23 protein-coding genes are annotated in these 23642 nt (G+C 40.4%); 6 read left to right on the top strand and 17 right to left on the bottom strand.

The window, feature by feature from the left end:
* Positions 1-348: 348 nt before the first annotated feature.
* The 5 genes from DFQ04_RS11435 to rpmH are packed head-to-tail and all read right to left on the bottom strand — an operon-like array spanning position 349 to position 3792.
* The gene (locus tag DFQ04_RS11435) at positions 349-858 is read right to left on the bottom strand and encodes a DUF2480 family protein (RefSeq protein WP_133555903.1); all 510 of its coding nucleotides are present in this window, start codon (positions 856-858) and stop codon (positions 349-351) included.
* Positions 855-1544, bottom strand: a complete 690-nt coding sequence (gene tsaB / locus DFQ04_RS11430) for a tRNA (adenosine(37)-N6)-threonylcarbamoyltransferase complex dimerization subunit type 1 TsaB (RefSeq protein ID WP_133555901.1) — start codon at positions 1542-1544, stop codon at positions 855-857. The genes DFQ04_RS11435 and tsaB overlap by 4 nt, the downstream gene beginning before the upstream one ends.
* A 1-nt stretch (position 1545) precedes the next feature.
* Positions 1546-3207, bottom strand: a complete 1662-nt coding sequence (locus DFQ04_RS11425) for a S41 family peptidase (RefSeq protein ID WP_133555899.1) — start codon at positions 3205-3207, stop codon at positions 1546-1548.
* Positions 3204-3584 carry a ribonuclease P protein component gene (gene rnpA, locus DFQ04_RS11420; RefSeq protein WP_133555897.1) on the bottom strand — a complete coding sequence of 127 codons (381 nt, stop codon included), beginning with the start codon at positions 3582-3584 and terminating at the stop codon, positions 3204-3206. Before rnpA ends, DFQ04_RS11425 begins: the two co-directional genes overlap by 4 nt.
* A 49-nt stretch (positions 3585-3633) precedes the next feature.
* Positions 3634-3792, bottom strand: coding sequence for a 50S ribosomal protein L34 (gene rpmH, locus DFQ04_RS11415; RefSeq protein WP_082792274.1), 159 nt, complete (start codon positions 3790-3792; stop codon positions 3634-3636).
* Between the two features lie 137 nt (positions 3793-3929).
* On the opposite strand from rpmH, the gene DFQ04_RS11410 reads away from it, so the two are divergent.
* Positions 3930-5573 carry a M61 family metallopeptidase gene (locus DFQ04_RS11410; protein ID WP_133555895.1) on the top strand — a complete coding sequence of 548 codons (1644 nt, stop codon included), beginning with the start codon at positions 3930-3932 and terminating at the stop codon, positions 5571-5573.
* Between the two features lie 37 nt (positions 5574-5610).
* On the opposite strand, the gene DFQ04_RS11405 is transcribed toward DFQ04_RS11410, so the two are convergent.
* The 11 genes from DFQ04_RS11405 to rimO all read right to left on the bottom strand — a co-directional run bounded on the left by DFQ04_RS11405 (position 5611) and on the right by rimO (position 17248).
* A complete protein-coding gene (locus DFQ04_RS11405; RefSeq protein WP_243739669.1) occupies positions 5611-6339 on the bottom strand; it encodes a peptidase, M16 family protein in 729 nt (242 codons plus the stop codon).
* 61 nt (positions 6340-6400) lie between these two features.
* Entirely contained in the window at positions 6401-8446 is a 2046-nt protein-coding gene (locus DFQ04_RS11400) for a M16 family metallopeptidase (protein WP_133555893.1), read from the bottom strand.
* A gap of 27 nt (positions 8447-8473) precedes the next feature.
* Entirely contained in the window at positions 8474-9805 is a 1332-nt protein-coding gene (locus tag DFQ04_RS11395; protein WP_133555891.1) for a M16 family metallopeptidase, read from the bottom strand.
* A 196-nt stretch (positions 9806-10001) separates the two neighbouring features.
* On the bottom strand, positions 10002-10997 hold the full coding sequence (locus tag DFQ04_RS11390) for an adenosine kinase (RefSeq protein WP_133555890.1): 996 nt from the start codon (positions 10995-10997) through the stop codon (positions 10002-10004).
* A 188-nt stretch (positions 10998-11185) separates the two neighbouring features.
* Complete coding sequence (locus tag DFQ04_RS11385; protein ID WP_133555888.1) at positions 11186-12349, bottom strand: hypothetical protein; 1164 nt, start codon at positions 12347-12349, stop codon at positions 11186-11188.
* A 120-nt stretch (positions 12350-12469) separates the two neighbouring features.
* Entirely contained in the window at positions 12470-13672 is a 1203-nt protein-coding gene (locus DFQ04_RS11380; RefSeq protein ID WP_133555886.1) for a toxin-antitoxin system YwqK family antitoxin, read from the bottom strand.
* Positions 13673-13776: 104 nt separating this feature from the next.
* Positions 13777-15027 carry a toxin-antitoxin system YwqK family antitoxin gene (locus DFQ04_RS11375; protein WP_133555884.1) on the bottom strand — a complete coding sequence of 417 codons (1251 nt, stop codon included), beginning with the start codon at positions 15025-15027 and terminating at the stop codon, positions 13777-13779.
* Between the two features lie 140 nt (positions 15028-15167).
* The gene (locus DFQ04_RS11370; RefSeq protein WP_133555882.1) at positions 15168-15383 is read right to left on the bottom strand and encodes a hypothetical protein; all 216 of its coding nucleotides are present in this window, start codon (positions 15381-15383) and stop codon (positions 15168-15170) included.
* Complete coding sequence (locus DFQ04_RS11365) at positions 15376-15630, bottom strand: type II toxin-antitoxin system RelE family toxin (RefSeq protein WP_208110525.1); 255 nt, start codon at positions 15628-15630, stop codon at positions 15376-15378. Before DFQ04_RS11365 ends, DFQ04_RS11370 begins: the two co-directional genes overlap by 8 nt.
* Complete coding sequence (locus DFQ04_RS11360) at positions 15630-15839, bottom strand: hypothetical protein (protein WP_133555878.1); 210 nt, start codon at positions 15837-15839, stop codon at positions 15630-15632. The genes DFQ04_RS11365 and DFQ04_RS11360 overlap by 1 nt, the downstream gene beginning before the upstream one ends.
* Positions 15840-15934: 95 nt before the next feature.
* Positions 15935-17248, bottom strand: a complete 1314-nt coding sequence (rimO, locus tag DFQ04_RS11355) for a 30S ribosomal protein S12 methylthiotransferase RimO (protein WP_133555876.1) — start codon at positions 17246-17248, stop codon at positions 15935-15937.
* A gap of 395 nt (positions 17249-17643) precedes the next feature.
* Here rimO and DFQ04_RS11350 point away from each other — a divergent pair, with 395 nt between their 5' ends.
* The 3 genes from DFQ04_RS11350 to DFQ04_RS11340 all read left to right on the top strand — a co-directional run bounded on the left by DFQ04_RS11350 (position 17644) and on the right by DFQ04_RS11340 (position 21570).
* Positions 17644-19647 carry an alpha-ketoacid dehydrogenase subunit alpha/beta gene (locus tag DFQ04_RS11350; protein ID WP_133555873.1) on the top strand — a complete coding sequence of 668 codons (2004 nt, stop codon included), beginning with the start codon at positions 17644-17646 and terminating at the stop codon, positions 19645-19647.
* A 67-nt stretch (positions 19648-19714) separates the two neighbouring features.
* Positions 19715-21076 (top strand): DUF5723 family protein, encoded by a 1362-nt coding sequence (locus DFQ04_RS11345; RefSeq protein WP_133555871.1) that lies wholly within the window; start codon positions 19715-19717, stop codon positions 21074-21076.
* Positions 21073-21570, top strand: coding sequence for a GNAT family N-acetyltransferase (locus DFQ04_RS11340; protein ID WP_133555869.1), 498 nt, complete (start codon positions 21073-21075; stop codon positions 21568-21570). The genes DFQ04_RS11345 and DFQ04_RS11340 overlap by 4 nt, the downstream gene beginning before the upstream one ends.
* A 15-nt stretch (positions 21571-21585) precedes the next feature.
* Here DFQ04_RS11340 and DFQ04_RS11335 read toward each other — a convergent pair whose 3' ends face one another.
* Positions 21586-22410: a tRNA pseudouridine synthase A gene (locus DFQ04_RS11335; protein ID WP_133555867.1), complete on the bottom strand. Its 825-nt coding sequence runs from the start codon at positions 22408-22410 to the stop codon at positions 21586-21588.
* 40 nt (positions 22411-22450) lie between these two features.
* Here DFQ04_RS11335 and DFQ04_RS11330 point away from each other — a divergent pair, with 40 nt between their 5' ends.
* Both DFQ04_RS11330 and DFQ04_RS11325 read left to right on the top strand, forming a co-directional pair.
* Positions 22451-23023 carry a hypothetical protein gene (locus tag DFQ04_RS11330; protein WP_133555865.1) on the top strand — a complete coding sequence of 191 codons (573 nt, stop codon included), beginning with the start codon at positions 22451-22453 and terminating at the stop codon, positions 23021-23023.
* A 75-nt stretch (positions 23024-23098) separates the two neighbouring features.
* Entirely contained in the window at positions 23099-23626 is a 528-nt protein-coding gene (locus tag DFQ04_RS11325; RefSeq protein ID WP_133555863.1) for a hypothetical protein, read from the top strand.
* Positions 23627-23642: the final 16 nt, after the last annotated feature.

The following is a 23642-nucleotide window of genomic DNA, read 5'->3' as shown; positions in this document are numbered from 1 at the left end:
ATCATTTGTACACGCTATGACTACTAAATTTCATCACAGCTGCCCTGTCTTTCTTCAGGTTTTTTTCGCCTTACATCACTTCAAAGAACTTGTCCTCAAACATTTTTGAGGCTAGCTGAGACCCTTGTCTCAAAATGCGAGTGCAAAGATCGGATTTTGTTTCTTTTTTACAAAAACCAAAAGAAAAATTTTCTTGTATTTTTTTCTCTTTGCTGCTCAGTTTTTCAACTTTCCCGGAGACGTTTTCTCGAATGGGAGTGCAAACATAGAAGTAGAAGACGGAATACGCAAGACTTTACCAAACAAAAATTTAAAAGAATTTGGGACAGCTCCAATTTCCTTTAATAATCAGGACTTTGCTTTTTTATATAAAGGGACTGTACTGCAGGGTTCACCAAACATTAAACTCTTACTGGCCTTTTGAAGAAGTGAAACAAGCCTGCCGTAAGCAAAAAGGGGAATTGGGAATTTCGAACATCCTTTGATTACAACTGGACGATCTTGGAATGAATCCATTTCCAATCCTGAGATTGATAATTCAGCAATATGTTGCTCCAAATTTTCCAAAGAGCCAATCACATAACCCTTTGAAACACCTTCTAGATAAGTACATACCAACATGTATGCCCAGGTAGGGATAATAGCATCTGCAGAACAAGAAATCGCCACCCACTTTTCCTTATAGACCGACCAATCCAAGTTTTTTAATGCTTGGCGAAAATCCTTTTCCTTCAATATCAACTCCTGAAAAAGAAAATCTTTCAAGTCAAATACCACACGTTCTTCCTGAGGATAGAAATCTTCCAAATTCAAAGAAATGATTGAGCTAGAGGCTACACGATTTACAATTTCAGTCATAAACTCAATAAGGGATTCTTCTTGGATTGTAGTGCTTTAAACTCTTTCAGGTAATTGGGCACGAAATAGGCGATGTCCTCAAATCTTTTCTGGGAAAATTTCTCAAAAGCCAACTTGCCCATATTCGATGCAGAAAAAGAAGTTTGATTAAGAAAAACCGCATTCGGACTCTTTACCACATCCTTCATTTTTTCCAAGGCATCGCCGACAAAATAAACCCTGCTTGACTCCAATAAGTTCTGAAATGCTGTTTCCTCTAAAATGATGGATTCAATTTGCGAGGCAGGCTCAAATTTGAAATCGAAGGTTTGAGAAAAAACTTCCATTCTTCTGGCATCTAAAACGGCAACAATCCACTCTCCTTCTTTTGCCTGAACCGAAGTTGCCAGAGCCTGAAGCGTATTAATTCCGATCAACGGCTTGTCCAATCCATAAGCCAAACCTTTTGCCGTAGAGACACCAATTCTCAACCCAGTATAAGAACCAGGTCCTTCCGATACGGCAATTGCATCCATGCTTTTATAATCGAGATTGGCATTTTTTAGAACCTCAGAAATCAGCCCCATCAATTTTTCTGCATGGGCTCCAACTTCATTGATTTCAGCAAGCGCAATTAACTCCCCTGAATTATGGATTGCTACCGAACAAACAGAAGTAGAGGTCTCTATGGAAAGAATTATGGCCATATTATTTCACAGAGGCTGTCAAAGTCTGTGTGATTTTGGATGGATTATTTAGATAACTTTTGGCCAACTCAACAGCAGGATCTTCATCTAATCCAGCTTCAATCATTCCCTCTTGAAAATAATACCGAGAAACAATTTCCTCGCTTAGGATTTTTTTGATCTCAGGTTTGTAGGTTTCCAAATCCGATTCCTTGCTATGATTAACCTTGGTTTTTATTGCTTCCAACTGGGATTTGATCTCTTCGAAATACGGCTCCTTTTCTACATACTTTTCCAAATCCTTCACAGATTTTTCAGTGTAGGTAGTATAGTCATAGTCTTTTCCAACCAGAAACTTTTTAAAATCCTCATAATCCTGATCCGATATCGCAAAAGTCATAGGATTGGAAATTGCGGGATGCTTATAGAAATATTGAGTAGCAAAATCAAAAACATGATTGCCTGCCACTAAAGTATAGGAAATAGGAGCATAGGTAACCTCTTCCACTTTTTCATCAGGCTCGATTCCAGCGCCATCTAAAACAGTCCTTCCATTGGCAGTCTTAAATGCCTTTCTCAATGAATCCGGAACTGTGGTCACAGCTCCATTCTCTCGGGTTTGCGCATAATCAATAGCCTGAATACATCTTCCGCTTGGGATGTAATATTTAGCTGTAGTTATTTTCGCCTGTGCATTATAGGTCAAAGGAATGGTTGTTTGAACCAAACCTTTTCCAAATGACTTTCTTCCCACCAAAACAGCTCGATCATAATCCTGCAAAGCACCAGCAACAATTTCAGCTGCTGAAGCACTTCTTTCGTTAATCAAAACAACCAAAGGAATTTCCTTATCCACAGGAGTTTTGGTAGTCTTATAAGTATAATTGACATTTTGAAGCTTACCTATAGTCTTTACTACTTCTTTCCCTTTAGGGATAAAAAGGTTGACAATTTCCACCGCCTCATTAAGCAATCCTCCTGGATTGTCTCTCAGGTCCAAAATCAAACTTTCCGCTCCTTGGGATTTCAAGGCAAGCAAAGCATTTCTTACCTCCACAGAAGCATTGGTCGTGAAATCACTTAATTTAATGTATCCCGTTTTCTCGTCGATTTTTCCATAAAAAGGAACATTCTTCAAAGTGATTTTCTTCCGGATCAAGGAAAAAGATAAGGTGTCCTGATCTCTCTTCACGACAACTTTCAAAGGAGTATTAGCGGGACCTTTGAGTAATTCTGAAACTTCAGAGGTGGGCTTACCTACCACATCCACTGAATCAATTTTTAAAATATAGTCTGCAATCTTTAGCCCTGAAGATTGAGCAGGGAAACCAGTGTAAGGCATCAAAATCATATTCCCTTCACCTCGGTTTCCGATAAGTGCCCCAATACCGGCGTATTCTCCTGTAGTCAAAACCCTAAAATCATCCGATTCCTCCTCAGGGATGTATTCAGTGTAAGGATCCAATTCCTCCAGCATCGCATTGATCCCGATGGTAACCAACTGGTCTGGATCAATCTCGTCCACATAATAGGAATCCAATTCCCGAATGAGGGTGGCGAATATGTCAATATTCTTTGCGAGAGCGAAAAGCTTGTCGTTTTTAACTTGAAATGCCAGCCCCCCAAGCATCAGCAAAAGTGCCAAAGGAATAAAAACAATAGGTTTTTTGATTTTTTGAATCATGGTTTAGTGATTTTTTCAGGATGATCCTGAGCGATTTTTGAGAGAATCTGAATCATTTTAGGCTCGATATCTCCAAATGACATTTCTGGTTTACCAACAAATATAAAGCCGATCAACATCCCATCTGAATCCAGTATTTGCTTGTGAATTCTGTAAGCTTCTCTCACCCTTCTTTTGATGTAATTTCTCCCAGCCGCTTTTTTTATTTTCTTTTTGGAAACGGAAATCAATACCTGATTGGTTTGTCCCGCAAGCTCAATTTTTCTTAATAGAAGAACTTTGAATGGGTACAAAAAAAAAGAGGAACCTTCGTTAAAAAGTTCCTTGATTAGTTTGTCGGCGTGAAGCCGTTCAGATTTTGTAAGCCGATAATTCATCGCAAGGACTGTACTCGTATGTGAACATACGAAAATCAGTGCAAAAGAATTACTTCTTCAATGTCTTTTCGTCAGACACAGTTAGCTTATGTCTGCCTTTTGCTCTTCTGGCTCTCAATACTCTTCTACCATTTGCAGTAGCCATTCTTTCTCTGAAGCCATGCTTATTTTTTCTTTTTCTGCGAGAAGGCTGGAATGTTCTTTTCATGATCGAATATCTTTATCTATTTGCTCCCTTGACTGTCCAGATTGAGTTTCACCCCAAAAAGGACTGCAAAGATATGGACCATTTTCTTAAATACAAATCTGACTTCTACATTTGTTTAGCAATCTAGGCTTAAAATCATGATTCATTACCACATTACCTGCCCAAACCCTGAATCTCAATTCATTCATATTCAATTGGAATTGGAAAACCAGGAGCTAGATCCTTTAAAGCTCCAACTTCCCTCATGGAGAGCCGGCAGGTATCAATTGGCAAATTATGCCCAAAATATCAGAGGATTCAAGGTTTTTGACACAGCTGGAAACCTTATTCCCTTTCAGAAAAAAAGTAAAGACCTCTGGCAGATTATTGGTTCTGGAAAACTTCTCGTGAATTATGAGTATTGGGCAGGAAAAATGGATGCAGGTAGCGCTTGGGTTGATGATGAGCAAGTGTACTTTAATTTAGTCAACTGCTGTTTCGAAGTTTTAGGCCAAAGCTCCGAGGAAATCTTGGTGACTCTGGAGCTCCCGGAATTTCCAGATCAGATAAGCACATTAATTCCTGTTTCCAAAAGTTCCTGGAAAGCTGCCGATTTCCAAATGCTTGCTGATTCCACCATTTTGGCTTCAAAAAAACTTATCCATTGGAATTACAGGGCTGGTGATTCTGATTTTCACATTTGGATCCAAGGAGAAGTTCATTTTGAAAAAGGGAAATTTATTAGCGCTTTCGAAGCTTTCTCGAAAAAATTAATCCAAGACTTCGGAGAATTCCCAGAACCTGAATATCATTTTATTTTCCAACTCCTCCCTTACCCACATTATCATGGAGTTGAGCATAGAAGAGGGACAGTGATCACTTTTGGCCCGGCTGAAAAACTAGCTGAACCAGAGGAAATGGAGGAGCTTTTGGGAGTGAGCTGCCACGAGCTATACCATGCTTGGAATGTCTGTAGAATCCGTCCCAAAGAACTTTTGCCCTATGATTTTTCCAAAGAAACCTATACTGAAGCTGGCCTAATTCTCGAGGGAGTAACGACATATTTGGGTGATATGTATCTCTTGAAGTCTGGGGTTTATAAGTTAGAAACCTACCTCAAGCACCTGGCGAAAGTCATCCAGCGAGAAGCAGATAATTTCGGATGGAAAAATTATTCTATCCTTGAATCCTCTTTTGACCTTTGGCTGGATGGATATGTACCTGGCATACCGGATAGAAAAGTGAATATCTACACTAGGGGAGCCATTCTTGCCATGGGGTTAGATGCAATCCTCATCAATTCAAGGAGTTCTCTTCGTGTAGTTATGAGAAGAATGTGGGAACGATTTGGAAAGCCCAATTTGGGATATACCTTTTCGGATTTTCAAGAAATCATTGCTGAAGAGGCAGGAAGTCGGAAATTGATTGAAGACTTTTTCGAAAGGTTCGTGTCAGGGCATAAGGATTATTTTGGTGAATTCAAAAGGCTCCTTAATTCATTGGGAATTCAATGGAATGAAGATTTTGATCAAAACCCTCTTCTTCATGAATTTGGAGTAAGGATTAATGAGCTAAAACAAATTACCCAAATCCATCCTGAATCTGACGCCTATAAAAAGCTGATGAAAGGGGATGTGATTTTGGAAGAAAATATTGAAGAAGAAAAAAAGGCAGCACTAAAAATCAACCGAATGGGACGAGTCATTTCAGTAAACCTTGATTCTTCAAAAGGACTTTTCTTTCCGAAGATCTCCCTTTCTTGTCCACAAATTTTGGAATCCACAAAAAACTGGATGAGCTAAAAAAACCTCCAAGAAATCTTGGAGGCCGGACTCTTTTTTATTGAAAATCCGAGTCAGTCAAGGATTGATTGAATTTTAAGGAAGTGATCTTAGCTTCCAAAGCCACTGGCAGCATAGGGTTTTTAATACTAAGCATCATTGGAAATAAAATCCCGTCCTGCTCTTGATAGTCAGAATAGGTAATCTCACCCGTGGCATCGCTACTCGTCTTGTGTTTGAGACCTGTCGATTTGGAGTAATATTCCTTGGTGATCATTCCATTTGGCAGGGTGATTTGTAGCCCAACTACTTCCTGGCCGTCCATGACAGATTCTCCCAATGAGCTCAATTGATACCCTAATTCAGAATAATGCGCTTCTGGGAAAACATAAGTTTGTGCTTTGAGCATAGCCACCATTTCCTCCGGAAGCTCCTGAACTTGACCCATAGCCACTACCTGCGCTTTTCCATTGACCAGTAAAGTCTTCTGCATGACATTTCCAGAAACCGCAGTAGACTGCATCATTCGCTGATTTTCTGCATCAGAAATTGACTTGATCTCAATGGATTGACCTTGGAAATTAGCCAAAGCCGTCATGGATACATTTTTGATTTTAGCTAGTTTTTCCTCTCCTCCAATTGCTTGAAGGTATTTTGCCAAGATCTCTTCGGGGTCATTTTCATCTACTACTTGCTCATAAGTAGGCTTAGAATTTGGCAAGAAAGCAGTCTCTGGTAAAGAACCGACTGCCAAAGAAGAGGCTAGAATTAATGTTGTGATTTTCATAGGATTGTTTTTTAAAAAAAGAAAAATCCCACAAGCAAGCTTGTGGGATTAGGTTTATAAATTATTTCACATCTGCATCTGCAACCGGAACATTAAGCTCCATTGAAGTCACTTTAGCTTCCAAAGGAACCGGAATCATGGGAGATTTGATGGTCCAAGTCATTGGTAAAAGAACTCCATTTTTTTCCTGATAATCCGAATAGAAAGTATCGCCGGAAGCTGGATTCTCATACTTGATTTTCAAACCAGATTCCTGAGCATAATAGTTGGTCAATTTTGCTCCGCTAGGTGCAGCAATGATCACCTTGTATGCCGGAGTTCCGTCCACATCTTTCAATCCATCCAAAGTCAGGGTATACCCATTTGCCTCATATACAGCTTCAGGGAACAAATGAGAGTTCAATTTAGCTTCAGCAAGTTGTGCCTCGTTCATTTCGATAGTTTGACCTTGAGCGCTTACAGATCCCTTTCCATCAGCCAAGGTTGTTTTCTGCATCACATTTCCAGCTACAGAAGTTTTCTGACCATAGCGACCATTCTCAGCATCATAGACGAAAGCGATATTCAGAGCTGTCCCCATTACATTGGCATCCATGGAAATCTTGGCAGTTTTGATAGCTGCAACTTTTTCTTTTCCTCCCAATGCCTTTAGGTAATTTTCGATTACCATTTCAGCAGTCATATCTGCATCGGCTTCCAACTGCTTTGCTGGAGAACCCATGTTATCGTATTCGATCACCTCTCCAAACTGGGCTAATTTCTCCTTGATTTCGGCGCCGTTACCAACAGTGGTAATCACGAATTTGTCAGGTTCGATCAATCTCTTGGCTGTGGCATTGATGTCTGCAACAGTAAGTGCATTTAGCTTTTGAAGATAACTAGCGTAGTAATCTTTAGGCAGTTTATATCGCTCAGTATTCAAAGCGAAGTTGGCAACTGTTGAAGGCTGCTCCAGAGATCTACCAAAGCTTCCTGACAATTCGGCTTTTGCCTTCGCCAATTCCTCCTCAGTCACTCCATTTTCTACCAAATTTTGGATCTCGTAGATGAATTCATAAACAGCTGAATCAGTCACCTCGGTACGTACAGAAGCATTGGCAGAAATAGTAGCTACCAACTTATCTGATCCAATAGAAGAATAGGCACCATAAGTGTATCCTTTATCCTCACGAAGATTCATAAATAGTCTGGAAGCTGATCCTCCACCCAAAATCTGGTTCAATACACGGCTGGAGATATAATCCTGATCACCGATTTTCATTTGAACCGGTTGAGTTACGTTGATTACAGACTGAACAGAAGAACTTCTATCCACCAAGGCAATTGCTCTCTTGGAAGCACGCTGAGGAACTGGATAGGTAAACTTTGGAACTTCACCAGTTTTCCAGTTGCCAAAATATTGGTTGACCACCTTCTCAGCTTCTGCCTTAGTCATGTCACCGACGATTGCCAAATAAGCAATATTTGGTTTGAAGTAGGTTTGGTAGTATTTCTTTACGTCATCGACGGTGATATTATTGATAGTCTTTTCGCTTTCAATCTCACCGTAAGGATGATTTTTTCCGAAAACTACAGAGGCAGAAAGTCTACTGGAAATCGCATTTGGATTGTCCTTGCTTTGAGCAAGTCCAGTCAAGGACTGCTTCTTGAGTTTATCCAATTCCTCCTGTGGGAAAACAGGATTATACAGCACATCCGCCATTAGTTCCAGGATTTTGTCCTGGTGCTTTTTCAGAGAAGAAGCAAACATTGAAGTTGAGGAAGCACTCAAGCTACCACCGATGAAGTCAATTTCTTGATCCAATTGATCTTTGCTACGGTTGGCAGTTCCCCCCATCATCATTTCTCCCACGAAATTTGTCATCCCTGCTTTATCCCCTTCGAGAATTGGATCTCTTTCCAAAACAAGAGTAAAAGAGACTCTGGGAAGTTTGGTGTTGTTTACCACAAACACTTTCAACCCATTGGGAAGTGTGAAGGTCTCCGCTTCCTTGATTTTGATTTCAGGAGCTGGACCAGATGCTGGCAATTTGCTTCGATCTACCTGAGCCATCAAGTCCAAAGCGACGAAAAGCGTCAATACAAAAGATATTGCTAATTTTTTCATTTCAATTCAATTGATAAGGTGAAACAATTATTCAGTAGCTGGTTGAGCGGATTTAGGAAGGTAATAAAGAACCACTCTTCCATTAAGGTTGAGATATTCTTTTGCTACTCGCTGCAAATCTGCTTTGGTTACCTTGGAATAATTATCCATTACCTGATTGATGTAATTGGTATCTCCAAAAATCACGTGAGCTTCCGCCAAATTTTCTGCGATTCCTGCCACGGTTGAGTTTCCGCTCACAATAGCATTTTCCATTTGGTTTTTCAGCTTGGTAAATTCCTCATCAGTGATGCCCTGATCCTGAACTTGCTTAATCAATTTGTCCACCTCGGATTCCAAATCTTTTGGCTCCACACCCATATTGGTGATTCCATACATGATGAAAATCCCACCATCCTCAAGCTCCAAAGGAATAGCCGCAATCACCAATGCCTTCTGCTGCTTGTCTACCAATTCCTTAGTCATCAGAGAAGAATTACCACCTGTCAAATAGGTAGAAAGCATAGATAATGCGTAGCTATCCGGATGATTTCTTGGAGGCAAGTTATAAGCTTGGATCACTGCAGGGATTTGGATATTGTCATAAATCACATCACGAACCTCAGCAGTTTTCTTAGGTTCGGTGATATTGGGACGATAGATTTCCTTCTTTCCCATCGGGATTTCAGAGAAATACTTTCGAACCATCGCCTCAGTTCCCGCATAGTCAATATCCCCAGCAATGGTCAAAGTGGCATTGTTAGGAACATAGAAATCCTTGTAAAATTGAGCGAATTCATCAATTGTCGCAGCATTTAGGTGATCCATTGAGCCGATTGGTGCCCATCTGTATGGATGCTCAGAGTACGCCCTTACCAAAGTCTCTGGAAGAATTGTTCCATATGGTTGGTTTTCGTAGCGCTGTCTTCTTTCTTCTTTTACCACTTCCCGCTGAGTTTCTACCCCAGTTAGATCCACTTTGGAATGAAGCATTCGCTCACTTTCCATGTAAAGCGCCAACTCCAATTCGTTAGAAGGAAGCAGTTCGTAGTAATAAGTGATATCGTTAGAGGTGTAAGCATTTAGTGTTCCTCCACGACTTTGGATGATATTCATGTATTGGCCACGGTCAATATTTTCCGAGCCTTCAAACATCAAGTGTTCAAAAAAATGGGCAAAGCCCGTACGCTCCGGGTTTTCATTTTTTGAACCTACATGGTACAATACCGAGGTTACCACGATTGGGGTGGTATTATCCTGGTGCAAGATCACATGCAATCCATTATCCAAGGTGAATTCCTTGAATTCAATTTTGTTTTGAGCTGAGGCGGTCAAGGTGAGCATCCCTAGCGCCAGGCCCATCAGGGTAGTTTTTTTCATAATAAAAAGATTGGATATAACTTCTCGTTGGAATATTACTGATTTAATTAATTTTTTGTTTTGCGAAATAAACATTATCACCGGAAAAGGAAGACAAAAATCTAAGTTTTTAGGGAATTTTCACTTGAAAATCCACCATTGCAGAAAAATCAGGACAAACGAAGAGGCTGCCCCAAAAGGACAGCCTCAAAATTCTTTAGGGATTTAATCTAGCCAAAATTTCTTTGGCTTCATGCCATTTTAATCTAGGTCCAAACTGACTTACAATTTTTGAACTCGCCATGGAGGCAAGCTTCCCACTTGATGCATAAGAATGCCCATTGGTGATTCCATATAAAAATGCACCTGCGAACATATCCCCAGCTCCATTGCTATCAATTGCTGTGGTTTTGTAGGGTTCGATATCAATAAAGGTATCACCATCAAAAATCATTGCTCCGTTTTTACCCATAGTAATCACGAAGTGCTTCGCCACTTTTTTCATCTCTTCACGGGCCTCAGCTAGTGTACTTTTCCCGGTAAATAGCATGGCCTCTTCTTCATTCGCGAATAATAAATCCACGCTAGCACCTATCACTTCATCAAATGGTTCCCGGAAATATTTTACCATTGCCGGATCAGAAAAGGTCAAAGCTACTTTTACATCATTTTCCTCAGCCAACTTCTTCGCATGCTTCATGGCAGCTTTTCCATTTTCGGAAGTAATCAAATAGCCCTCAATAAACAAGTATTTAGAATCTTTGATAGCAGAATCGTGGATGTCTTTGATAGAGAAATTTTGGGTGATGCCTAGATAGGTGTTCATGGTTCGCTCAGAATCTTCAGTCACCATCACCAGGCACTTTCCTGTCACTCCATTTTCCAAACTGTCGGCAGTCAGGGCAATATCCACCCCGGAATCATTTAAATCCTTCATATAAAACTGACCTAGTTCGTCATTGGCAACTCGAAAACAATAGAAAGACTTTCCGCCGAACTGACTTACTGCCACGACTGAATTCGCTGCAGATCCCCCAGCTTGCTTTTTAGCTTCTTTGTGATTGATCGCACCCATCAAGTGGTTTTGACGATCTTCATCTACTAGGGTCATCAATCCCTTTTCCACTCCATTATCAGTAAAAAACTGATCCGTTACCTTAAACTCAATATCTACCAAGGCATTACCAATGCCAGTCACGTCGTATTTTTTCATTTTTTATTTTGTATTGGAAAATTTTAAAATTGAAATATTGGAAAATTAGAAGATTGGGTTGGAGAAAACTTTTTACTTCATCATTCCATATTCGGCGTTGGATATTCGATTTTAAACCTCTATAAATCAATTATTTAATTCAATGTTCGAAGTTCAAAAAGGCCTCGTAAATCGTAAATCTAAATTCGTCAATCGAAAATCGGATGTCTCTGGAAAGGCTTTTCTCTATCGAATAAGTACCGATAAGTATGATGTGTTTTATAAATAGTGGCCAGAAGCTGTTCACAAACCCGCATCATCTTTGGATTAAAATCTCCAATCCAGTTCATTTCGATGGTTTTGTAAGGAAAATCTGGCTTACCGCTCATCTTGTCATAACTGATAATCATTGCGCTTTCCACTCCTTTTCCTTGATGCTCAGGAACTACTCCAAAGACTAGCCCAAGCATTTTATTTGGTGGAAAAAAGGTCTTATACCAAAGGAATTTCAGTTTTCCGATCAAATCCATTTTCCCATTGACATGCTTGAAAATTTGATTGATCTCAGGAATCTGTATGAAAAATCCCACGGGCTCTCCTTTATAAAAGGCAAAGTAAATCAGCCTAGGATCGATGATAGGTTTCATTTTCCCAAACATAAGCTGAGCTTCTTTTAAGGCAATTGATTTCCCCATGTGGCGAGCCCAAGCCTTATTGTAAACTGTCATAAAGTACTCGGGAGCTTTTTCCTGAAGCTCTTTTCCCTTGATGTATCGGAAGGAATAATCAGGATTGGCCATGATGACATTAGCTCGCTGGATCATTTTTTCATCGAAACCCAACTCCTGCACCGGGCGCATATACGTGTATTGCTTGAAATACAGTTGGAAGCCATATTCCTCAAAGAATTTCTGGTAATACCCAAAATTCCAGGGCATGTTGTAGTTAGGCTCAGAAAATCCATCCACCAAAAGCCCCCACCACTTGTCTCGCTCCCCAAAATTGATCGGACCATCCATGGCTTCCATGCCTTCACTTTGAAGCCATTCCTTTGCCACATCAAATAATTTGAAAGCCGCCTCTTGGTTATTGATACATTCAAAAAATCCCACTCCTCCTGTGGGTTGCTTTTCCTTCATCTTGGGGTTGATAAAGGCAGCAATCCTTCCAATAGTTTGCCCCTTTTCATCCTGAAGTAACCATCGCTTGGCTTTCGCTCCATTTCGAAAAAGTTTATTCGTTTCAGGGTGAAAAAGCCCTTCAATATCCGCATCCAGCGGACGAATCCAGTTCTTTTCGTTTTTATACAGACGAACTGCCATCTCGATAAATTCTTTTTGATGGGCAGGCGTGGTGACTTCGATTAGCTTCATTCGGCGGGATTTAGATCGGCTAAATTAGTCCAAGTCGCTTAAAGCGCAAAAAATGCAATCTACCTTCCTCAATTCCTTTAAGGCAGGAATCAATCTCTGGGGTTCATTTGATTAGGATTGTCAATATCCCCTATTTTGAAAGGTGTATATATTCCAACCTTGACCGAAGATTCCTGTTCCTTGCTCACCATTTGAAATTGTTCCAAAAATTTCATTACTATTTCTTTTTCTTTTTGGTCTAGCTGGTCCGGAAGAAATAGCTATGGGAGAGGATTCCTTGTAATATACTTGTTGATCAAGCAGGTCACCCTCGTAGCTATAAAAACTCCAACTACCCACTCGGTCTGTTCCTTCTAAATTCCCAGAGGCAGAAACTCGATCTGATTCAGGAAAATAGAAATACCAAAGCCCATCGGCTATTCCCTTGGAGATCTTTCCTCTTGCTAGAATATTTCCTTGTTTATCATAAAAATAGCGTTGCCCATTTCCATTTTTGACTTTGCTTTTATCTTCAATTGAATCAGGAATTTGAAACTTCCCAACCGAAACCAACCTTCCTTCTTCATAAAATTCACCTTGCAAAAATTCTCCCTCTAAGTCGGTCAATTGCCACTCGCCTTCTCTTAAACCGTTTTGATAGGTACCCTTGTGATAAAAGCCGGGTAAAATTTCCAATTTCTCCACCCATTCCCCAACTGGAATTCCATCTACATATTGCCCCTGTGTTTTTAAAATTGAGTCAGGCAAATAAAAGGCAAAAGGCCCATCTAATTCTCCTTTTTTGAAGTTCCCTTCCCATTGCAAATCTCCGTCAGAATAAAAACCAAACCCTTTCCCTTCAATTAATCCATCACTGTAGGTCAGCGTGGAAATAATTTGCCCTGACTCAGAGTACTCCAGCCATTCTCCTTCTTTTTTTCCTTCCAAAACCTTCCCCTTCAAATGCAATTCCCCTCCCGGATAAAACTCTCCAAAATCCCCATCCAGAACTCCCTCTTTAAGGCTGGCAACTACTTTTGGTTTCCCATTTGGATAATTTTCAAGAAATGGGCCATTGGGGATACCTTTTTCAAATTGTATAATAAACAGAGGAAATTCCTGATTAAAGTTCTTTTTAAAATCCAGTGGGTCGGCTGGCTCTAAACTAGCGATTGGATTAGGGTCGGCTGTGGATTTGGAATAAACTTTCCACTCCCCAGTTTTCTCTCCTTCTGAAAGTATTCCAACTCCAACAACATTCGTATTTCCAAAATAAAAGTAGGAAAGCTGTTCTGCACCCGGAGACTGAAAGAAAAGTAATACTCCCAAAATAATATTTACCATGGCCTCATTTTTAAAAACTTACATTTCCCAATTAGACTATAAATTAAAAAATAACCTGAAAATGAACTAACCAGACTCTTAAGCACTCCTATCCGATTTACAACTTAACGTAAGAACTGCCCCATACTACTAATATTCCCCTGCATGGATTCAAACCTATTAAACATTTGGGAGGAATTCAGATGGGTAGTCCGATAGTTATTGGATGTATTATTTCCTTTGGTCATATAAGTATCTTGTTTGGGGAAATATTGGATTTGCTCTTTCACATCCCCATTGTAGGTGTAAAAATTCCAGTTTCCAATACGATCTGAGCCTTGCAATCTTCCGGCTGCAGAGACCCGATCTGATTCAGGGAAATAGAAATACCAAAGCCCATTTTTCTTTCCTTTTACGATCTTTCCCCTGGCTAGTATATTTCCTTTTTCATCATAGAAATACCGTTGTCCTTTCCCGTTTTTGACTTTACTTTTATCTTCAATTGGATTTGGAGTTTGAAACTCCCCAACCGAAAGCAACTTTCCTTCTTGATAATATTCAGTTTGTAAATATTCCCCCTCTGAATTGGTCAATTGCCATTCTCCCTCTTTAAAACCATTCTTATAGGTTCCTTTTCTATAAAACCCAGGTAATATTTCCAGTTTTTCTATCCATTCACCCACAGGAATTCCATTGGCATATTGCCCTTTTGTTTTTAAGGTAGAATCAGGTAACAAATAGATATAGGTTCCGTCTAATTCGCCATTTTTGAAATTTCCCTCCCATTCCAAATTTCCATCATCATAGTAGCCAATTCCTTTTCCTTCTGCTGATCCTTTTCTATAGGTCATGGAGGAAATTATTTTCCCGGACTCCGTAAACTCTTGCCACTCCCCTTCTTTTTTTCCATCCAAGACTTTCCCTCTTAGGCGCAATTCTCCTCCCTCATAAAATTCCCCAAATTCTCCCTCAAATACTCCATCCTTTAGATTGGCAATGACTTTTGGCTTACCATTTGGGTAGTTTTCCAAAAAAGGGCCATTAGGGATCCCCTTTTCGAAGTGAAGGATAAACGAGGGGAATTCCTGGTTAAATTTTTTGTAAAATTCTTCAGGATCGGCCTGCTCCAAACTGTTTTTGGGATATGGATCAGGGTTAGTTTTGGAGTAAACTTTCCACTCCCCAGTTTTCGTACCATCCGAAATTAATCCTAATCCAATGACATTGGTGTTGCCAAAATAGAAGTAAGCGGAATCCAAAGCTTGAGTAGGAGAAAACACTGAAAGCAGTATGAAAACAAGGGTAAACATCAGAAAAATTGTTTGGTTGGCCACAAAATACAAAAGCCTGGGTAGAATTAAAACCCAGGCTTTCATCAGTTTATCGTTTTTTCATCAGTCTTCGACAGTCGCATACAAATCAAACTCCGCCGCACCGGTGATTCTATAACTGTCCTGGTTCTCCAGAAGCAGGATCATATTCTAATATTAATACTCTTTTCGGAACAGCAGAAAATCTAAAACCAAATCCAAATGATTAATTCCCTTCCCACCATAATCACTCCCCAAACCATCAATGCATAGATAAATGCATTTCTTTTAAATTTCCATTTAAAATTAAACTTGTGAAATCCCACCTTATCAGGTATTATGACGCGTCGATAATCATAATATCCCCATCCAAAAAGAGTCAATCCTATTAGGATTTTAAAAAATACAGAAAGATCATTCATATATTTCTCTTCTATGCCCAATTGCAATAACCTCAATGGATAAAATGCTATCCTCTATTTCATAAATAATTCGGTAATCCGATACTCGAATTCGATAGGCGTCTCTGCCTTTCAACTTTTTATATCCTATGGGTCTGGGATTTTCTACCAAATTATAAATAGCCTCTTTCAAGCTTGAAAAATAGGGTTCAGGAATCTTAGCTAGAGATTTAATTGCAGATTTTTTAATGGCAATTTGATAAGCCATTATTTTTCTTTTCGGAGAGTTTCAATCAAGTCAAAAGCCTCATCAATTGGTAAAGATGTTTCGTCAGATTTCTTTACCTGATCATAAAGCTTTACATCCTCCAATTCTTCGATCTTTCCAACCAAATCTTCAAACTCTTTGACAGAAATCACCACGGATATCTTATTCCCTGCTTGGTCTGTGATGTATTTTGGATTGATTGTCAGCATGATGAAAGATAGTGATATTGTCAGACAAATTTAAAAACGATTCTCCCAACTTTGAGTTTCGCTCTCTACCACAACCATAATCTGGACCATTATTCTTACCCGGCTACATCTCCATACAAATCAAACTCCGTTGCATCGGTGATTTTTGCCTGGACGAAATCCCCTACTCGGCAATAATACTTGGATGCATCAATAAGCACTTCATTGTCTACTTCTACTGAGTCGAATTCGGTTCGGCCCACAAAATGCCCTCCTTCTTTTTTATCAATCAGCACTTTATAAGTCTTGCCAATTTTCTCCTGATTGAGGTCGTAGCTGATTTGCTCCTGCACTTCCATCAGGTGATTGGCTCGATCCTGCTTTTCTTCCTGAGAAAGTTTGTCTTCCATGGAGAATGCATGGGTGTTTTCCTCATGGGAATAGGTAAACACGCCCAATCGCTCAAATTTCATTCGCTCCACAAAATCCACCATCTCCTGAAATTCTTTTTCTCCCTCACCTGGATGTCCCGCGATCAGCGTGGTACGAATCGCAATCTCTGGAATCATATCCCGAATGCTATGGATTAGCTCCTCTTGCTTCTCCCGGGTAGTTCCTCTTCGCATGGCCTTCAGCACATCCGTGGAACCATGCTGCAAAGGAATATCCAAGTATTTACAAATATTCGGACGATCTTTCATCACTTGGATCACGTCCATCGGAAAGCCAGTCGGATAGGCATAATGTAAGCGAATCCAATCGATCCCTTCCACATCCGCCAATCGATCCATCAATTCTGCCAGATTTCTCTTTTTGTATAAATCCAACCCATAATAAGTCGAATCCTGAGCAATCAACAACAGTTCCTTGGTGCCATTTGCAGCCTTATGCTGAGCTTCTTTGACCAATTCTTCAATCGGTCTTGAAATATGCCCTCCACGCATCAAAGGAATGGCACAAAAAGAACAAGGTCGGTCGCAACCCTCGGAAATCTTCATGTAGGCATAGTGCGCCGAGTGCGTTAGCAGTCGCTCTCCCACCAGCTCATGCTTGTAGTCTGCCTTGAATTTTTTCAATATCGCAGGCAAATCCCTAGTTCCAAAAAATGCATCAACTTGGGGAATTTCCTTTTCCAAATCGTCCTTGTAACGCTGAGAAAGACAACCAGTCACATATACTTTATCCACCAAGCCTTGCTCTTTGGCATCCACATATTGGAGAATAGTATCAATCGACTCCTGCTTAGCATTGTCGATGAATCCGCAGGTATTGATGATGATAATATTGTTGTCATCTGAGTTGGACTCGTGGCTGGCGTTGATTCCATTTCCTTTCAATTGGGTCAAAAGGACTTCCGAATCCACCAGGTTTTTAGAGCAACCCATGGTGATGATATTGACTTTGTCTTTCTTTAATGTTCTCGCTTTCACAGAATTCGCTTCAATTTGGGAGGGCAAAGGTAGGTAAAAAACCGCTTCACGGTTTTTTTATTGAAAAATTGGAAGATTAGAAGATTGAAAAATTGCTTGTTCCCCAACCCTTTCTTTTAAAATTGAACAATTGACTTCGCCTAATTTTCAAATATTCCAATTTTCAAATTTTTCAATTTCTCCCACTTAACACATTGGTAAAACAACCTTAACGCTGTGCTTCGTATTGGGGAAAATCCTTTACCTAATTTCGTGCCGTACAGCAAATACTTTTTAACTCCTTGCATTTACTTTTTGCCCCGATGTGAATCGGGGCGCTATGCAAGGGAGGCCTTTTGAAATATTCTTGGTCGATTTCATTCCTTAACTTACCTTAGTTTCGAAATTCGACCTACATGGAAATCACATCCCAAAACGCCCAAAAATTAACTTTTGATAGAAAAAATTACTCGGACAAGACACTTTTAGCACTTTACAAATCCCTGATTACACCGCGAAGGATAGAGGAGAAAATGCTGATCTTATTGCGGCAAGGAAGAATCAGCAAATGGTTTAGTGGATGGGGACAAGAGGCAATTTCGATTGGAGCGGTAAATGCCTTGGCTAAGGATGAGTTTATCCTTCCCATGCACCGGAATTTGGGAATCTTTACGGGTAGAAATATGCCTTTGGAACGACTATTTGCCCAGTTCCAGGGAAAAGCCTCTGGCTTCACTAAAGGAAGAGATCGATCTTTTCATTTTGGCTCCATAGAGCATCACATCGTTGGAATGATTTCCCACCTCGGCCCTCAATTAGCTATAGCTGATGGGATCGCTCTGGCACATAAACTTTCGAAGGAAGAAAAAGTAACCTTGGTTTTCTCAGGCGATGGAGCCAGCTCCGAAGGAGATTTTCACGAGGGTCTAAATGTAGCGGCAGTTTGGAAGCTACCGGTAATTTTCGTGGTGGAGCATAATGGATATGGGCTTTCGACCCCAAGCGAAGAACAGTTTGCATTCAAATATTTCACAGAAAAAGGGCCAGGCTACGGCATGGAGGCTTTTCGGGTTCAGGGAAATAATGTCTTGGATGTGTATGACACTATCCTAAAATTAGCCGAGGATATTCGGAAAAACCCAAGGCCTGTTTTAGTCGAGGCAATCACTTTCAGAATGAGGGGACACGAGGAAGCCTCCGGTACCAAGTATGTTCCAAAAGAACTTATGGAAGAATGGAGCAAACTTGATCCTGTGGAGACCTACGAATCCTATTTGGAGTCTATCGACGTGTTGAATGAAAAGACAAAAGAATCGCTCAACAAAGAAGTTAAAAAGGCCATCAATGACGCTTTGGAGATTGCCTTTGCTGAAGAGCCTATCCAAGCTAATCTAGAGAAAGAGCTCGCTGACGTATATGCTCCTTTTTCTCAGGAAGTCATCGAGCCCAAAGGTCCTTCCACCGAAAAACGTTTTATAGACGCCATCAGTGACGGACTCCGGGAGTCCATGGAAAAATATCCGAATCTTATTCTGATGGGCCAGGATATCGGGGAATATGGTGGGGTATTTAAAATCACGGATGGATTCAAAGCAAAATTTGGAGGCGATCGAGTGAGAAATACTCCTCTCTGCGAAAGTGCCATCATCGGGGCTGGACTCGGGCTCTCTATCAAGGGTTACAAAGCCATGGTGGAAATGCAATTCGCAGACTTTGTCAGTGTTGGATTCAACCAAATTGTAAACAATCTGGCTAAAATCCATTACCGCTGGGGACAAAATGCCGACGTGGTAGTTCGCATGCCAACCGGCGCAGGTACTGCTGCCGGCCCGTTCCATTCCCAGTCCAATGAGGCTTGGTTTTTCCATACACCTGGACTAAAGATTGTTTATCCCTCCAATCCCCACGATGCGAAAGGCTTACTAAATGCCGCCTTGGAAGACCCTAACCCATACCTCTATTTCGAGCACAAACTGCTCTATCGATCCATTTCGGGGCCAGTTCCAGACAGCTACTATACCGTGGAAATTGGGAAAGCTGCTTTAGCTAAAGAAGGAACCCAAGTCTCGATCATCACCTATGGGGTGGGCGTTCATTGGGCTATTAAGGCTGTGGAAGAATTAGGGATTTCTGCTGATATTTTGGACTTAAGAACTCTTTTGCCTTGGGATCAGGAAGCAGTTGCTGCGTCCGTGAAAAAGACAGGAAAAGTAATTTTCCTGCATGAGGATACGCTTACCGGTGGAATTGGCGCTGAAATCTGCGCCTGGATTTCAGAGCATTGCTTCAGATGGCTAGATGCCCCGGTGATGCGAGAAGGAAGTTTGGATACCCCAGTTCCATTTGCACCTAATTTGGAAAAGCAGTTTTTGCCGGAGGTGAGATTTAAGTCGAAATTGAAAGAACTGATAGATTTCTGAGGAAAGAAATACAAATATCTCTATGAAAAATGGGAGACAAGTTGGAAATTGATGGAAAGGCGTTTTTATGAACTTGTCAAAACATCTCATTCTTTTCTGTGCATTTCTAATGTGTTTGAATCCACTACGAAATGCATATTCACAAACTATTATAGGCGGGCAAATTGATAATCGTGCCGGAATAAAAGGACTTACACTAAACCCTGCCAACGTCATCAATCCTAGGCTGAAGGCAGAATTCAACCTAATTACCACAAGTGCTTATATCGGTAATGATTACATCGCCCTTAGCTTGAAAGATCTGGACAAAATAGTTGACTTTTCCAGTCTTCAAAAAAATGTAGGAATCAACCCAAAACCGGACAACAACTTTGTCGGAAACCTGGATATCCTTGGCCCAGGATTTCAAATCAATCTTGACTCCAGAAACAGTTTAGCTGTTACAACCCGTGTTAGAACTTTTTTCAATTTGAATAACATAGGTGGGGAATTCTTCCAAACCATAATCGGAGAAGAAGATACAGAAAGCTATACCTTAGTTATGGAGGATGTTTCTGGGGTTGCTCAGGTATGGGGAGAACTTGGACTCACTTATGGAAGGGTTCTAATGGAAAAGAACAATTTATCCCTCCGTAGCGGAGTTACTTTAAAATATCTTGCCGGTGCAGGGGGCATGGTAGGTTCAAGTGATTTATTGGGAGGTGTCTATCTGGAAACCCCAAATACCCTAACCACAAGAGGAGATCTTAACTTTGGCTATTCAAGTGAATTTCGGTCAGGCGGTTCTGCTTTTGAAAAAATAAGACCGGGGTTTGGAATGGATTTGGGGTTAATTTTTGAATTGCAAAATCAGTCCAAAAATGAATATACCGATGGATATAAATTTAAAGCGGGAATTTCAGTACTTGATATCGGCAGTATAAAGTACACTGATTTCGAAAATTGGAACTATGACATGGACAACAGTGTCGATTTAGACTCGGTGGACCCAAATAATATAGGCGATTTTTTAGAAGAGAATTATTCAGGAGAAAAACTGGATCCCAACACCACCCTAGCCATGCCTACCTCTCTTCAAATCTTTGCTGATTATTCAATAAGCAATCGATTCTATCTTTCTGCTTTAGGGTCATTTTCTTTGCGAGAAATGGGAAAAATCCCTGCGAGTCAAGTAATAAACAGTATCGTAATTACTCCAAGAATTGAAACTGGATGGCTAAGCGTTTATAGCCCCATAAGCTACCGCCAATATGAGAAGTCAATTTCTTGGGGTGTTGGTTTAAGGATTGGACCTGCTACGATAGGATCGGCGTCCATCCTTTCCAGTCTCTTATCCAAAAATTCTAGAAGTGCTGACGCTTATTTTGGAATTCAGATTCCTATTTACCACAAAGGAGTTAAAAGAAACCGAGTAGATTCCTCGCAATGATACAACTCAAAACCGCCGTTCTTGAAGATCTAGTCAAGGTCCAGTCCATCGCCCACCGAACTTGGCCTTCTACCTTTGCAAATATTCTAAGTCCAGAACAGATTAAATACATGCTCGATTGGATGTATAATTTGAAAATGCTGGAATCTCAGTTTGAAAAAGGACATATATTTTTACTGGCTGAGGAAGACGGAAATGAACTGGGTTTCGCAGGATTTGAATTGAATTATGCTGAGAGACCTAAGGCCAAACTGCATAAAATTTATCTATTGCCGGAAGCTCAGGGTAAAGGCGTAGGAAAAGCCCTGATCTTAGAACTTGCTGAACGGAGCAGAAATTCCGGACAAAAAAGTCTCTTGCTAAACGTCAACAAATACAACCAGAAAGCCATTGAATTTTACCAAAGATTAGGATTCAAAGAAATCTACAAGGAGGTCATTGACATTGGCAATGGGTACGTGATGGATGATGTGGTTATGGAACTTACCCTTTGAATCCACTTTCCCAAACTATATTTCCTCCAAAACGGTCTCCCAAAGAACCAGTCCATTTGCTGAAGCTGTGGGAATAGGATCCCAAGAAGCATAGGGATTTTCGAGCCTTTCTTCAATCTGATTAGGAGAAAAATACCAAACAGCATGAACCATCTTTCTCACCTGATGGTACAAAAAACCTGTTCCGGTTACCTCAAAACAATATCTCTTTTCTGGAGAAAATTCAGAAGGGAACAATTCCGATTCATAAACTTTTGCGGAAAGAACCTCTCTTTCAAAATCTGTCTTGTTTCCTGAAACCTTGCAAAAGGCCTTGAAATCATGCTTCCCTTCAAAAAGAGAGGCATTCTCATTCATTTTTTCAAGGGAATTAATCTGATGGACCGAAGTGAAATAAGACGAGGCAAAGGGGTGGAACACCTCAGAATCGGAGAAAAAATAGCGATAAGTCTTCTGTCTTACTGATTGAATCAAATTAAACTCTCTGGAAATCTCTTGGACGCAATTTAGCCTGATTTCTCCTCCCAAATTCAAGTTCAAAGCAGACAAAAGAGCTTCGAAATCCACCTTTTCCTTTAGAAAAACCTGAAGAAAACCAGCCCGACAACTCACCCCGGAGTCTGTCCGACTAGAACCCAAAAGTCGAAAATCCTCATGCCCCAAAACAAAACGAAATACACGTTCCAGTTTCCCTTCGATGGTTGGCTGGCCTTGTTGCTTTGCCCAGCCTTTAAATCTGGCGCCGAAATAACTGATCGAGAATAGGTAAGAATATGGTCGGGTGAGCAAGGCTTTAAAATCTCTATTGGCTCCCAAAGAGCAGTCTCCTTGGTAGGCCAAGTTTATTTACGTAAATTGAAGAAACCCAAAATTACTCACTATGAAATCATTTCTTAGCTTTTTACTGGTTTTGGTAGGTTTTTCTGCCTCTGCCCAAACTCAACCTTCCAAGGATATTCAACTCAAAATGGCCGTTTTGGCAGCTCCAGAGGATCAAAGAGCAGGTGCGACAGTCTATGCTTTTGACGGAACTCTTCTTCGCAAAGGAAGCAATCAAACCATTTGTCTTGGAGATGATCCGAGTCGGGAAGGCTTGAGCGTATCTTGCTACCACAGTAGCGCGCAACCATTCATGGCTAGAGGCTGGGTCTTGAGAAAAGAAGGGAAAAATGCCCAAGAGATTTTTGACATCCGAGAATCCGAAGCTAAGTCAGGCAAATTGAAACTTCCGGATCAGGGGAGTTTGCTGAATGCCTTGGTCGCTGACGAGAAGGATGTCAATTGGTCAACTGGAGAAGTGAAAAGCTCTTACACCAGATCTGTGGTTTACATCCCTTGGGCGACTGCTGAAAGTACAGGCCTTCCACTTAAGCCCGCAGCTCCAGGACTTCCTTGGATTATGGATCCCGGAACCCACCGTGCACATATCATGATCAATCCAACGAGGAATTAATAATAGAACTCCCACTTTTCTAATTACTTTAATTCTTATCATTCAATACACCTCAAATTGTCTCTGTGGAATTTTATGAAAAGACATATTCTTCTATCATTCTTTTTACTTGCTTCAACCATATCATTTGCTTCCGATTGCCTAAGGATAAGGAACTTAAAAAAGGCCCAAAAAGAAGAATTTCTTGACAGCGATCTGATTTTTATTGGTAAAACAATCTCTATTAATCTCGATGGCTCTTATGAACTTGAGGTAATTGAAATTCTAAAAGGAACCTTAGCTGCTTCTACGGTACTTGGAGGTATTCATGATAAACTATTCGGAATGACACCTTTTGAAATTGGAGAAACCTGGCTGGTTTATACAATTAAAAATCAAGACGGAACAGTAACAATTCCAAATTGCGGTCTTTCAAGAAGTACAAGGTTTCCGTTTTATTATGGTTCACCTTATTTACCACCACCTCCCCCACCTTTAGAGTTTTCTCTTCCAATTTTTGAATTAGAAATAATCTGGCTTAAAAATCAAAAAAGAGCCTTGAAGGAATTGCAACGAGAAGTTGAAAGAATAAGAAAATGGGTAAAAAGGGACAAAGAAGTTTAAGATGTTCGTTTTTGAA

The organism is Algoriphagus boseongensis, assembly GCF_004362805.1.
GTDB lineage: Bacteria > Bacteroidota > Bacteroidia > Cytophagales > Cyclobacteriaceae > Algoriphagus > Algoriphagus boseongensis.
The sequence above is the reverse complement of the archived record's forward strand: the minus strand, read 5'-3'. Positions and strand labels throughout refer to the sequence as shown.